This is a genomic window from Zhenhengia sp., from assembly GCF_046966505.1.
GTDB classification, from domain to species: Bacteria; Bacillota; Clostridia; order Lachnospirales; family Cellulosilyticaceae; genus Zhenhengia; species Zhenhengia yiwuensis.
On sequence record NZ_JBKVCH010000002.1, the window covers coordinates 292,845 to 306,747 of the forward strand.

Consider the following 13,903-nt stretch of genomic DNA (forward strand, 5'->3'; position numbering starts at 1 on the left):
CCTAAACAACTTAAATTGTACTAAGAAGAATGTTACCAGCATTCTTCTTTTTTATTACTTATATTATACCATTATTTCAATAGAAATAAACCCCTATTTATGTGCCATCCTTTCTCTAATCGCCCCTACTACTTTTTCTCTATATTCAGCTTGTCTCCAAGGAGCATTCATAATATGATCTATCATTTCTTTGGCTGGTACCCACTTAACAGCTTCTACTTCTTCCGCTTGAAGAACACACGCATCTGCCTCAAAGTCTTTCTTTAAAAACCAAATATCTACAAAGCTTTGTTCCCTTTGAATACGTGTAACGTACTCTAGTTCATCTAGTTCTAGGCTGATGCCAATCTCTTCTTCTACTTCTCTTAGGGCACCTAATCTGCTGTCTTCTCCTGAAGTTACTGCACCGCCTGTCGTATCCCATACACCAGGAAGGACTTCTTTTGTGCTAGATCTCTTTTGCATGAGGTACTCACCCTTGCTGTTTACAATATAAATATGTACAGCAAGCATATATTCTCCTTCTGCTAGTGGCATACCTCTCTCTATCACACGCCCTGTTGGATTACCCTTCGCATCTAATATATCCCATAGTTCTTTTGCCATTTTTATAGTTCCTTTCTACTCTACGTCAAAATCGAGTTCGATCTTGCTTGTAGCTGTTTGAAGTCTTGTGAGTTTTACACCTGCTGCTTCAAACATACGCTTGGATGCTTTAACGGCATCCGATTCAGCATACTTATCCGATAAATAAATAACCTCTCTAATCCCTGATTGAATAATCGCTTTACAGCATTCATTACAAGGGAAAAGTGCTACATAAAGTTTGGCACCTACTAAAGACTTACCTTGTGCATTTAAAATAGCATTCAGCTCTGCATGTACCACAAATGGATATTTTGTATCTAAAAAGTCCCCTTCTCGACCCCAAGGAAAATGCTCATCCTCACATCCTATCGGTAACCCATTATATCCCACACTTAAAATGGTGTTGGCTCTTGAACCTTCCATCTGGTCACTACTTACGATACATGCACCTACTTGTGTACTTGGGTCCTTACTTCTTTTGGCTGCAAGAAGCGCAATCCCCATAAAATAATCATCCCATGAAATGTAATCTTGTCTTTTCATTCTATATCCTCCACGCTTAACTTTTATTACTTCTACTTTATCACAGTACCTAAAAAAAATGAATATCTATTTATACCAAACACTTTATATTATCGTTTGCTAAAATCCAATCTTTTAATTATATTGTTTGAATTTATTATTGTTTTATCTTTTAACAAGTGTTATACTTGCCACAAAGGAGGTATCTACAAGCATGTTGTTAAACCATTTTAAAGATCTCTTAGGGCAAAATTATTCTGTTGTAAAGATTACAGAGGACAATCTAAAGGATGTACTAAAGCTTATGCAGGCCAATACTTATTACTACTCTCAAATCCCATTTCCTACGCCCTCCTTAGATACCTGCAGGAAAGATCTTACTGCCTTGCCACCCAATACGGATATGAAACAGAAGAACTATATAGCACTTTATAAAGGCCATGATTGTATGGCTATCCTAGATTATATCGAGTCCTATCCTAGTAAAGACATAGTATACTTAGGTCTATTTATGCTACATCCTGACTATCATCATCAAGGATTAGGTGAAAAGCTCATCCATATCTTTATAGAAAGTGCCAAAGCAAGCCATTTTTCTGGCATTAATCTTGCTTGCTATGAAGTTAATACTATAGGCTATGCATTTTGGAAGAAGATAGGTTTTGTAACGGAGAAAGCATGTATCCGCCAGATAGATGGCGTCTCCTACGTCTTATTAGAAATGTATAAATCCTGTTTATAGTCTATTTATAAGGAAAAGGAGGAACTCAAAATGATTGAAAATCTTAATGAATTATTTTGGAATGCAGATTTAGAAACGATTAAACAAGGTTATATGGATAGAGAAAAAGACTATGCTTGTATCATCTGTGGTGAAACTTTCACAAAAGGCCAAATCTACTCCATAGACGGTAATCTTTACGATGCGCGTAAAACTGCCCAGCTGCATATTGCCAAGGAGCATCACTCTATGCTTCACTACATGCTCGGTATGAACACAAACTTTTTAGGGATTACAGAAGTTCAAAAACAATTTATTGAAATGCTTGCTACGGGCATAAACGATAAGGAAATTGCCACTAAGCTGTCTATTAATCCCTCAACTGTACGCAATCACCGCTACAGACTGCGTGAGAAGGAAAAACAAGCCAAACTCTTCTTAGCTCTCATGCAACTTTTACAAGATGTACAAAATAAACCCCTTACAGTGGTGGGTGACTCTAAACTTCAGGAAACTTCTAAAACCGCAACCATGGTAGATGATAGATACGATACAACAGAAGCTGAAAAACAAAAAATCTTATCCACTTACTTTGATGAAGTAGGTAAACTTAAGAATTATCCTGCTAAAGAAAAACGTAAAATCATTGTTCTTAGCCACCTTAGTACCCTCTTTAAAAAAGGTCGTTTCTACAGTGAGGCCGAAATCAACCGCACACTAGAACGTATCTATGACGATTACGTTACGTTGCGACGTGCCCTTATTGAATACGGCTTTATGGACCGCATAGATGGTGGGGCGCAGTATTGGATTAAGGAATAAGAGGCAATAAAATAAGGCCTGCCCATACGGGAGGCCCTTATTTTATTCATTATTCTCTAGCTCTTGCTCTTGTATCATTTCTTCTACTATGGTAATGGCATCTGCAATGAAGGTATTACATTTACTCTGAAGAAGGCCTTGCTCCTTGATGCATTTCATCCCTTCCTCTGTACCAATATTATGGCCTAATAATTCTTTACATACAATGCTGCCATGCTTTTTAGCAAAGCGTGCTTGAAACTCCTGAACCATTTTATAAGCCTTCATCTTGGTTTCTTGGTCACTCGCTTCTACTTGCCCGTATTTAAGGCCTAGTACCATCAGGGCACCTGTTACACCGCCACATGTTCCGCCGTGTCTCATACCACCGCCAAATCCAGTGGCTACTCTAGCCGCCATCTCCTGGCTTAGGCCTAGCTCCTTACAAAATGCAATGAGCACAGCTTGACTACAGTTATAGCCTGCATCATGATGCTGGGCTGCTTGTAATTGTTTATTCATTGTCCACCTCTTCTATGTCACCCTTTATCGCTTCGCTCTAACTATAGCAAACTACGACCTAGAATTCAAATCCTACTCAGCATCTATAATCGTTTGAGCCATTGCCACAAGATCTTCTACTGATAAGTCGATACCACTACCTCCTATTGAATAGAGGATATCTCCTTCATGCCATTGAAGATATTGTACCTTTTCTACAGATACCTCATCCGTCCCAAAAGAAACCTCAATTTGTCCACTTTCAAGAGCTACTTGGTCTTCCTCTGTAAGCTCATAACTTTCTGGGACAAATTTATACATTTTCTCATAATAATAAAGAGAGGTGTCTTTATAAGTATCTATAAGTGTATTCCCTTCTCCTAACATCATATACTGTTCTGGCATTTTCTCTGCACTTAGCGTTACTTGTTTATCTGCCCCCTCTTGTTTATAACCTAAAGATAAACTTTTCGCTTCCACAATAGGTCTATTCACATCATCTACTAAGGCATTCTCTCCAACGTGGCCCATGAAGAAGTTAAATCCACCAGGTAAACTTTCTACATATTTAGGTAAGAAACCTATATCCTTCTGTACAACAGCCTGCTCTGGGAAGCTACTATATCTCAGGCTACTATGCCCAATCCATGCCTTCCCTATAGAACTTCCTATAACTGTAATAGACACTAGTGCTAAGCAGCTTACCATTACTGTAATTAATTTTTTTCTACTTTTAAATGAAAACTTTTTAGAACTCATATGATTTTGCTCCTCCTCATAAATACGTGCTTTAATTTGACTGAGTAAAACATCTTTTGCCTCTATTTCATCAGCCTTTTGAATGAATACTTTTTTAATCACACCCTCACAACCTTTCTTGGCTCAGTTTCTTCTTGCTCAAGTAAATGAAGCTTTAGTCTTTTTCTTGCTGTGTAAAGCCTTGATTTGACTGTTCCTTCGAAGCAGCCCATAACCTTTGCAATCTCTTTAACGGTCAGTTCGTTGTAGTAATACAAGATAAGCGTAGTCTGTAAAGGATAGTCTAGCCTTAAAATCTGTTCATACAAAGCCTCATACTCATATCTACTTTCTAAACTCTTTGCCCCTTCTATTAAATGAGCTTCTTCTATAAGCTCACTAATCGTCTCTGTTGGAACTAAACTTCTTTCCTTCTTTATACTTCGCCAAGCAGTCCTTGTTAAGAGCTTAAAGAACCAAGTCTTAAAACATTCGGGCTTTTTGAGTTTGCCAATGGATAGATAACACGTGGTAAAAGCCTCTTGTACGATGTCTTCTGCCATCTGCTTATGTCCCGTCATAAGATAAACAGTCTTAATCGCCCTATCCTTGTAGCTTTCAAACAAATCCTCGAAAGCCTTCATATCTCCTTGTTGCACTGCTTTTACCAGCTCTATTTCCTCCATCTTACTTCCTCCTTCTTAGGTGCACCTATTTATAAAGAGACACGTTTTCATCCTTTGGTTCATTTTAATTAAATTTTTTTATAAAAAATAAGGTGAAGCCCTGTATCTTCACCTTATCATTTATCTTATTACGTATCCACCTTTTATTTTTCATTAAAATAGTGCTCAAAAGCTTCTTTTGTAAGAGGTTTAGCAAAATAATAACCTTGCGCTAGGTTACATCCTATTTCCCTTAATACGTCTACCTGTTCTTTGGTTTCAACCCCTTCTATAACTGTTTTCATCTTAAGTACCTTAGCAATATCTACAATATGACGAATAATCTCTATATCATTCTCTGTTAAAACATGATGATTGAGAAATTCCTTATCGATTTTAATCACATCGACATGAATATCTTTTAACATATTAAAAGAAGAATAACCACTTCCAAAGTCATCTAGGGAGATAGAGAAACCTAACTGCTTAAGCTTTGCTACAACCTGCATAGCCTTCTCCATATTCGTTGAAAATGCACTTTCTGTCAGCTCCAGTTCAATATACTTGGTACTTACTTGACACCCCTTTATAATCTCCATAAGTGTCTCACATAAGCCTTCTGATAAAAGTGTTACTTGGGAGATATTAACCGATACTCTAGGAAGAGGACGAACACCTCCATGCTGCCACTGTCTAATAAGCTTACAGATTTCCTCAAACATATATAAATCTAAGCGTATAATGAAACCATTCTGCTCAAAAAGTGGAATAAACTCATCTGGATAAACCCCCTCACCATTAGGTCTATACCAGCGCACGAGAGCTTCTGCTCCCTCTACCTTCTCTGTTAATAAATTAACCTTAGGCTGTAAAACGATCGTAAATTCCTGCGTATATAAAGCCTGCTCCATCTCTAGGATAATCTGGCGTTGCTTTTGAATTTGGGCATTTAATTCTACTGTGTATTCTGCAATAGAATCCCCATACTGTCCTTTTACTCTTCTCCGTGCTATATTAGCGCAGTCAATCATATGGGAAATATCCTGCTTTAAATCCGTGATTTTATAAATGCCTATATTAAAGGTAGGATGATGATTAAGTTTTTTAAGTTCTGGAATCGCTTCTACTATATTCTTCCTATAATCATCTAGAACTTTTGGGGCACTTAAGTCTTTTAGATTTGTAAAGATTAAAAATATATCTGAACCTTCCCTTGCTAAAAAAGTTTGGTTTTTAGCTGATGCTTGAAGCTCTCTCGCTAATACTTGTAATACCTTATTCCCTACTTCATACCCTACCCAATTATTAATATAACTAAAATTATCCACATCTAAAGCAAGCAATGCATATTCTCCAGGCTCTGCATTTTCTAGAGCTTTAGCAATATCTAACTTAAACTTTGTAAGGGTTGATAACCCGGTAATCGGATCCTCGTATGCTACTTTTTGCATGGCTTTTTTCTTGCTATCTACAACATATACGATAACAATAATGAAACATACGATCATAAGGAGTACTCGAATGATTATCCTAATAATTTCCAGAAAATTCCTTTCTATTATATCTTTTATAGACCTTGCCCTCACATGTTCTATTGTATTAGCAAAAATAATAGAATTTATCTTATCTTTTGAAATAGCTGTACTCGCTTTATTCAAAATGGCAACAAACTCTTTAGGTAAATTTTTAGATACCCCTAAGTCAATATCTAACTCAATTCCTGTAGGATATGCTAAATAATTTTTATTATTACCATACTTAACAAGCTCATTAAAAGTATATAAGGATGTCACTACCAAATCTGTTTCTTCTCTTGAAAGTAATTCGGATACATCTGTAATAGCATAGTATTGCTGTATGACTATATCTGGATATCTCTTTGCCAGTTGGTTAACATCTATGTTATCAAGCTGAGCAATTCCTGCTGTTAAAGACTTTGATACATCTAAAGCTTTAGGGGCTACAAAAACCATAGAGACTGATAAAATTTTATTGGTTAAATACATAGGTACCCCATAACGCTCTTTATGATAACTTGCATACAAATCAGCTCTTCCTTCACACTGACCTGTATCATGTGTAGAGGGGATATATTCAAACTCAATACCACACTGCTTACCTATTTCATTCAATAAATCAACTACAATCCCTCTGCCCTCTCCAGTTTTAGAATCTATGTACTGAAGTGGAACAGCCCAAGGCTCTATCTCAACTACAAGTTTAGGATAAGCTTTTATTATATCCAGTTCTTCTTTAGTATATGTTGGCGTACCCATAAGCCTATCCCCATAGTACTTGTGATAAAGATCCCCTTGAAAATCAACCTGATTTAAACGAATAGCTTGTAGTGCCTCCTCTAACTGCTCCAAAATTTCTGGATTACCTTTGCTCGTTGCATAATAGAAAGGCCTATTGGCTATGTTTCCTACAATTTTTATATTAGGGATATGATAAAGACTTCCACTTATAAAAACATCATACTTACCATCTCTTAGTTCATCGTCAATATTACTACTCCCAGCCTCTACAAACTCTACCTCTATATTGTTTTTTTGGCAGTAGGACTTCATTTCATTTAAATAAAAACTTTGATTTTGTACACCTACGCGCATCCCATTGAAATCTTCAAAATCCTTATAGTAAAAGGGACTCTCTTCATACGCATAGATTAGTCCAAATTCATAGCCAAAATTAGCTTCTGTAAAATCAAAAACTTCTTCTCTCTCAAGTGTTTTCTGCATAGGGCCAAAAATATCAATCTCTCCCTTTTGGAGCATTTCTAGCCCTTCCTCCAAAGTACAAGGAATATACTCATACTCCCATCCTGTATACTTTGAGATTTCATCAAAATAATCATAGCCATAGCCCTTTTTATTTTCATCTTCCCAATCTATCAAGGTCCCATAATTAGGTATATAGCCAATTTTTATCTTTTGCTCACTGGCATATAAATAATCTATATCTACTAGAGCAAATATAAAAATCATAATACATAGGGCTATATATCCCCTCTTGCTTACCTTATTTATCTCCTTCACCCCCTTATTTCTATCTGTCTTATAAAGAGTCATCTTTCTATTTTATTATTTCGCGTGTTATCATTCAATTCATTTCTAATGATTTTCTTCATCCTTTTACAAATTTATTTATATTTCAACATATTTTTATCCTTATATCCTTTAATTTATTATAAATGCACAAAAGGGATAAATAGGTTCTATTTATCCCTTTTGTGCATTTATAATTTTTATCTTATTTCATTCCTTCTATAACTCTAGCAACCCATTTGCAAAGATTGGCTGATGCTTTTTGTGCTGTCTCTACTACTCTTTGGTGTGAATGCTTGCACTCCTGAATACCTGTTGCCATATTGGTGATACATGAGATACCTAATACTTTCATCCCTAAATAGTTCGCTACAATAGTCTCTGGCACTGTAGACATACCGATTGCATCAATTCCCATACGTGCATAGCTACGGATTTCTGCTGCTGTTTCATAGTATGGACCTGTACAAGCTGCATAGACACCTTGTTTATAAGCTACACCTATTTCATCTGCTAATTTCTTTGCATTTTCCATCAGTTCTAAGCTATAAGGCTCTGACATATCTGGGAAACGTGGTCCGAAACGCTCATCATTAAGGCCAATAAGTGGATTTGTACCCATAAGGTTGATGAAATCATCAATCAGCATAAGTGTACCGGGTTCAAAATCTGTATTGATACCCCCACAAGCATTGGTTACAATCATGTTTTCAATACCTAATTGTTTCATTACATATACGGGATAGGTAACTTCTTTCATCGTGTACCCTTCATAATAGTGGAAACGTCCTTGCATAAGCATAACTTCCACACCTTTAATCGTACCAAATACTAATTGTCCTGCATGCCCCTCTACTGTAGACTGTGGGAAATGAGGAATCTCTTCATATTTAATCGTTTGTTTATTTTCTACTAAATCAACTAAGTCCCCTAAACCAGAACCTAAGATGACCCCAATCTTTGGACGGTAAGTTACCTGATTTAAAATATACTCTTTTGTTTCCATAACTCGTTCGTACATACTTTATGCCTCCTTATGCTCTAAATATGATGTCATTTGTATCCTACATACTTATTATACACGATATTTTAAATTTATTTAGGCTCTATTTTAATCCTTATTCTTATGCCCACTTATTTTGAAAGTACAAGAGACCTGGCCCTCTTTCCACTCTCCAATCACTTCAATAATATAAGTTCCTTCCTGTTCCGGTATTGTCAAAGTATTTGGTGCAGCAGTTAATTGACATTCACCTGGTTCCCCCCAATTAACTACCTTAAAACTAATAGGTTCCTTAGAAAAAACTAAATCGAGTTTCGCCCCTACTGGGACTCTATTCCCCTCCATACCCTTCGCAATATCCTCAGGACTAGCCTCATCTACAATAACAGACTCCTCCCCCCATAATCCACTCTTTGTCGTCCAGTTATATCCACCTTTCATAACTTCAATCACTTCACCCTTATACATGACCTCTAAATCAGGTATATCCATCCCACTTTCTACATTGCACCCTACAATCCTCAAAAGCATAATACTTAATAATAGGACCAGTACTTTCCTCATCCATAACCCTCTTTTCTCTATACTCTATACCCTATTAGACTCCCCAACTCTCCTAAAGGTTCCTTCGCGAGGCTCCTTGTGGGCTCTTTTTTCTTTTCGTTAGACGGGTGTGGGCAGGGGGACTCTGTAGGCTTCCTTTAGAGTACTCTCCTCTTTTTATCTACGAAGTGCATAGGGGGTAGGTGGAGAGAGGCTCTGAAAGCTTCCTTCGCGAGGCCCTTGCAGGTGGCTGAGGAGAAACTGGAAATTTCCTTTGAAAGGTTGCTTAGAACCCCTTTGTGAAAATGGGTTCATAGTACTTAGCTGCACTGTTTGAGCGTAGCGAGTTTGCAGCATCTATGAACCCATTGAGCTTAGAGGTTCTTAGCGTTCTAGAAGTAGAAATTGGAAGCTTCTCCTCAGCCACCTCATGCGACTCTTTCTTCCTTTCGTTAGACGGGCGTGGGTAGGGAGACTCTGTAGACCTCCTTTGAAGTTCCCTCCTCTCTTTATACACGAAGTGCATAAGGGCTAGATGGAGAGAGACTCTGAAAGCTTCCTTCGCGAGGCTCCTTGCCGGTGGCTGAGGAGAAACTGGAAATTTCCTTTGAAAGGTTGCTTAGAACCTCTTTGTGAAAATGGGTTCATAGTACTTAGCTGCACTGTTTGAGTGTAGCGAGTTTGCAGCGTTTATGAATCCATTGAGCTTAGAGGTTCTTAGCGTTCTAGAAGTAGAAATTGGAAGCTTCTCCTCAGGCTCACCTCATGCGACTCTTTTTTCCTTTCGTTAGATAGCTATGGGTAGGTGGGCTCTGTAGGCTTCCTTTGAAAGATTGATTAGAGCCTCTTAGAGAAGATGTACTCATGGCTCTTAGCGAACTGTTTGAGCGTAGCGAGTTGTGAGCGTTCATGAGGACATCAAACTTAGAGGCTGTTATCAACCTGGAAACAGAAGCCGGAAGAGTTCCTCTACCCACGCCCCCCCTCTCACGCATACAAAAAAGGAGCCGCCCCAGGCAACTCCCTCATTAAATTCTTGTTATATCAGCACCAAGTGCTCTCATTTTCTCTTCTACACACTCATAGCCTCTGTCGATATACTTAATCTCATTGATATAAGTCTCACCATCAGCTTTGAGTCCTGCAAGAATCATGGCAGCCCCTGCTCTAAGGTCCGTTGCAGTCACTTCACTTCCTTGTAGCTGGCTTACACCTTCAATTTCTGCTTTATTACCATATACAGTAATGTTTGTACCCATATTATTTAACTGATCAACATATTGGAAGCGGTTTTCAAATACGCTCTCAAGCATTGTGCTTCTGCCCATTGCAGTACTAAGAAGCACTGTCATTTGTGGCTGAAGATCTGTTGGGAATCCTGGATGAGGTAAAGTTTTGACGTTCGTTGCAATAAGATCTTTACCTGCTGATACATGAATATAGTCATCTCCCTCTTCAATCTCCACGCCCATCTCACGCATTTTAAGTGACACAGACTCCATATGTTCAGGAATAATATTACGTACATATACCTCTCCACCTGTGATAGCTGCTGCCATCATATAAGTTCCTGCTTCAATTTGATCAGGAATAATGGAGTATTTCCCACCTTGTAGCTTTTCTACACCTTTAACGCGAATAACATCTGTACCTGCACCTTTGATGTTTGCGCCCATCATGTTAAGGAAGTTCGCCACATCTACAATATGAGGCTCTTTTGCAGCATTTTCGATAGTAGTTGTCCCTTCTGCTAGAACTGCTGCTAACATGATGTTGATTGTTGCACCTACACTCACCACATCAAGATAAATGTGTGTACCTTTTAACTTTTCTGCTGTTGCGTAAATTGTCTCTCCTCGCACTTCAACATTCGCTCCAAGTGCTTCAAAACCTTTAATATGCTGGTCAATTGGGCGTTTTCCAAAGTTACAACCACCTGGCATAGCAACTTCTGCTTTCCCAAAACGTCCAAGAAGGGCTCCTATAAGGTAATAGGACGCTCTCATCTTCCCTATACTTTCCTCTGTAGCACAGTAACTGTATACGGTTGTTGCATCCACTTTAACAGTGTGCTTATCTTCAAAACTTGTAATAGCTCCTAAAGATTGCATCGCTTCAGTTAATAAAACTACATCCTTAATATATGGTAAATTTTCAATTTCACATATTCCATCTACTAAAAGTGCAGCGGGTAGTATAGCCACTGCTGCATTTTTAGCGCCACTAATTACTACATCTCCGGTTAGGCGTTTACCACCTCGTATACATAGCTTGCTCAACCTAAACACCTCTTAATTTGTATTTATTATTTTCGTTTAACTCTTGTTATATCTATTGCAACATGGCCTATCGCGCCTCAGAATTAGTCAATTTTCATTATACCATTAAACTTGGGAAATAAAAAGTATTTCTTCATAGGTATTTGTATAAGCATTGACAAATATAGGATCACTTAAACCTTCTATTGTAATTTTATACACAGGCACAGCTTCTTCAGACAAAATATGCATGCCTTCTGAATGATCTAACCTATAGCCAAGTTCTACGGATTCAATGACATAAGTCTCATTTTCTACTATGGGCTTCTGTAATGCAAATAAGACTTGGTCAATAGGATATAAAGGTTTTGTAAGACTGACCTTATCTGTTACCTCAAGGCACCTTACCTCTGCTTCAAATACTCCATTAGGAGATATTTTCATTTTTACATAGCTGTCAAAAATAGGTAAACCTCTATATACTTCATAATATGTCACTGCTATGCCATATGACTCACTTCTATAGTCAATTTTTACTTCTTTAAGATGATCAGCCAAATCAAGCTGTCTTATAAAGTCTTTTGCAAATTTACTTGCCTGCTTAATGGATACTGCCGTTTCCTTGCTCTTAGCCGCCTCATTCCTATAACCAATATGGTCCTTATAAAATTTAAGCTGGGCCTCTCCTTTACTGTAAATCAGAGCATTTTTCCCATAGTCTCCACTTACTTCATTTGTAATGGTAACATCTGCTCTTTCTTTACCAAACAATCTATTAACAATAGCATCTCTTAAAGATGCGCTAATCTCAATAGGCTCTATCCAAATAGAAGAACGTGGTAGAAATAAAGTTGGTAAATCCGCTTTAACCTGTATGTTCCTATCTGCTAATAGGCTTTTTATAGTCTGTATACGCTCTTCAGATACTTTATAAGACCCATTAAATCTATCATAATTTATCCATGCTAACGCTATGTTTAAACAAATAAAGATAATAAGTAAGAAGTTTAAAGCTTTATTCCATCTCATCTTACAGCCCTCCTATTCTCTACTATACCTTTTTTATATGTTTTGTCTTCAAAAGTATAGGCAGCATACTAGGCGTTTTAAAAGCCTGGTATCTGCCTCATGATTAACGGGTAATACCATTTATGGTCATAAACAGCACCCCAAGTCATATCAATATCTTCTCCTATACCTTCTAGTAAATAAACCAGTTCTAAGTGGTCAATCATAAAATCCTCAATCCCTTGCTTCTCAAATAAGGTATACATCTTATCAATGGGCTCTAAGTAATGGGTACTCAGTGCTTTAAGCTCTACTTCTTTAGGTACAACCTCAAGGGTAGAGAAATGAGCCTCTATCACATCTTTCCCTCTTACTACTACCTGCACTAGGGCATCCATTCCTAAGCTCGCTTGCATTTCCTCTGAAAGTTGTAAACGATAGCCCTCATACATCATATTAAAAGAGTAGGTAAAGTCTAGTCCCTTTTGTTTCACATCTGCTAAGTATAAGTTATCTGCTATACTTTTAGGCATCACTTGCACCCTCTCTATAAATTCTAGGGCAACATTATAGCCTTTTAGCATACTTGTCCCTGTTTGCAGCTGCCTTGGTGCCAGATTTAAGTATTCTATAACCCCTTCAGGTCTATAGACCACTAAAGTTTTCATATCTTCAGTATAAATAACATTTTCACCTTGATGCACCCTCTCTTTAACTAAAGGACTAATAAACAGACCATTAATCATACTTTCAAGCTTTTCATAGCCCTCTTCACGACTAAGATCTATAGGATTATACGATGTCAGTACCTCATAATTAAGAAGGGTTTCTTTGCTACTTGTAGGTAAAAAGCTATTGCCTGCTAAACGCACCTTATCAATGGTAGCACTAGGCTGATAAGCCATAATATGCCTTTTAAGGTCATCTGCTGTAAGTACCTTATAGATTTTCTCAATATCATCAAAGGTTCCCACCACGCTCAGTTCATACATAAAATCTTCTTCTGAGTTGACTAAGAAAAGCGTCGCCTCTTTCTCAAATTTATTTTTAGAATAGATAATGACATGGTCTATCTTTTCTTTAATCCATTTATTTTGACTCTCTCCTGTAATCGAAGCTAGATCTATCGGAAATTCATACTCATAAATAACACTTGGCATACTTAAAAGTTTTACCCAGTCTACACCATCTATTTTCTGCATATTGCCTTCTTCATTCTGCCTATCCATTAGCTTTGAAAGCTCACCTATAAGCCTTTCATATTCTCTTTTTTCATTTCCTGTCGTATCATCTAAACGATAAGCAAGGGCACCCGGTACACCCGTATTACTGTTACTGGTTTCTACAAACCATATATTGGTAGGCATAATAGGCTCATACTTAATAGTCTGCTTTAAAAAATTGTGGCTTGACATACCGCCAAGCCACAACATTCCTGTTTGTATTACAGCTATTATTATAAGAGCACCTAATAAGATCAGTTTCATACGCTCTCTTCTTGCATTCAT

General features: G+C 37.5%; 13 protein-coding genes. 2 read left to right on the top strand and 11 right to left on the bottom strand.

All coding sequences use genetic code 11. The features are described from left to right. Window positions 1–93 precede the first annotated feature (93 nt). Entirely contained in the window at window positions 94–606 is a 513-nt protein-coding gene (locus ACLTBU_RS03920) for an NUDIX hydrolase (RefSeq protein ID WP_412217666.1), read from the bottom strand. A 15-nt stretch (window positions 607–621) separates the two neighbouring features. After that, the gene (locus ACLTBU_RS03925; protein WP_249331912.1) at window positions 622–1,131 is read right to left on the bottom strand and encodes a deoxycytidylate deaminase; all 510 of its coding nucleotides are present in this window, start codon (window positions 1,129–1,131) and stop codon (window positions 622–624) included. A gap of 193 nt (window positions 1,132–1,324) precedes the next feature. Between ACLTBU_RS03925 and ACLTBU_RS03930 the strand changes: the two genes are divergently transcribed. Both ACLTBU_RS03930 and ACLTBU_RS03935 read left to right on the top strand, forming a co-directional pair. Continuing rightward, entirely contained in the window at window positions 1,325–1,852 is a 528-nt protein-coding gene (locus tag ACLTBU_RS03930; protein ID WP_412217669.1) for a GNAT family N-acetyltransferase, read from the top strand. 30 nt (window positions 1,853–1,882) lie between these two features. Next, on the top strand, window positions 1,883–2,653 hold the full coding sequence (locus tag ACLTBU_RS03935) for a DUF2087 domain-containing protein (RefSeq protein ID WP_412217671.1): 771 nt from the start codon (window positions 1,883–1,885) through the stop codon (window positions 2,651–2,653). 42 nt (window positions 2,654–2,695) lie between these two features. Here ACLTBU_RS03935 and ACLTBU_RS03940 read toward each other — a convergent pair whose 3' ends face one another. The 9 genes from ACLTBU_RS03940 to ACLTBU_RS03980 all read right to left on the bottom strand — a co-directional run bounded on the left by ACLTBU_RS03940 (window position 2,696) and on the right by ACLTBU_RS03980 (window position 13,903). Beyond that, a complete protein-coding gene (locus ACLTBU_RS03940) occupies window positions 2,696–3,154 on the bottom strand; it encodes a C-GCAxxG-C-C family protein (protein WP_412217673.1) in 459 nt (152 codons plus the stop codon). Between the two features lie 72 nt (window positions 3,155–3,226). Continuing rightward, window positions 3,227–3,994: a hypothetical protein gene (locus ACLTBU_RS03945; RefSeq protein ID WP_412217675.1), complete on the bottom strand. Its 768-nt coding sequence runs from the start codon at window positions 3,992–3,994 to the stop codon at window positions 3,227–3,229. Next, entirely contained in the window at window positions 3,991–4,557 is a 567-nt protein-coding gene (locus ACLTBU_RS03950) for an RNA polymerase sigma factor (protein WP_320650610.1), read from the bottom strand. Before ACLTBU_RS03950 ends, ACLTBU_RS03945 begins: the two co-directional genes overlap by 4 nt. 143 nt (window positions 4,558–4,700) lie before the next feature. Beyond that, the gene (locus ACLTBU_RS03955) at window positions 4,701–7,574 is read right to left on the bottom strand and encodes an EAL domain-containing protein (RefSeq protein WP_412217677.1); all 2,874 of its coding nucleotides are present in this window, start codon (window positions 7,572–7,574) and stop codon (window positions 4,701–4,703) included. Between the two features lie 214 nt (window positions 7,575–7,788). Beyond that, a complete protein-coding gene (locus ACLTBU_RS03960; RefSeq protein WP_249331926.1) occupies window positions 7,789–8,604 on the bottom strand; it encodes a purine-nucleoside phosphorylase in 816 nt (271 codons plus the stop codon). Between the two features lie 90 nt (window positions 8,605–8,694). Further along, the gene (locus ACLTBU_RS03965) at window positions 8,695–9,150 is read right to left on the bottom strand and encodes a hypothetical protein (protein ID WP_412217679.1); all 456 of its coding nucleotides are present in this window, start codon (window positions 9,148–9,150) and stop codon (window positions 8,695–8,697) included. 1,007 nt (window positions 9,151–10,157) lie between these two features. Then, window positions 10,158–11,408, bottom strand: coding sequence for a UDP-N-acetylglucosamine 1-carboxyvinyltransferase (locus ACLTBU_RS03970; RefSeq protein ID WP_177670404.1), 1,251 nt, complete (start codon window positions 11,406–11,408; stop codon window positions 10,158–10,160). A gap of 105 nt (window positions 11,409–11,513) precedes the next feature. Then, on the bottom strand, window positions 11,514–12,416 hold the full coding sequence (locus ACLTBU_RS03975; RefSeq protein ID WP_412217680.1) for a hypothetical protein: 903 nt from the start codon (window positions 12,414–12,416) through the stop codon (window positions 11,514–11,516). A gap of 77 nt (window positions 12,417–12,493) precedes the next feature. Beyond that, complete coding sequence (locus tag ACLTBU_RS03980) at window positions 12,494–13,903, bottom strand: hypothetical protein (RefSeq protein WP_412217681.1); 1,410 nt, start codon at window positions 13,901–13,903, stop codon at window positions 12,494–12,496.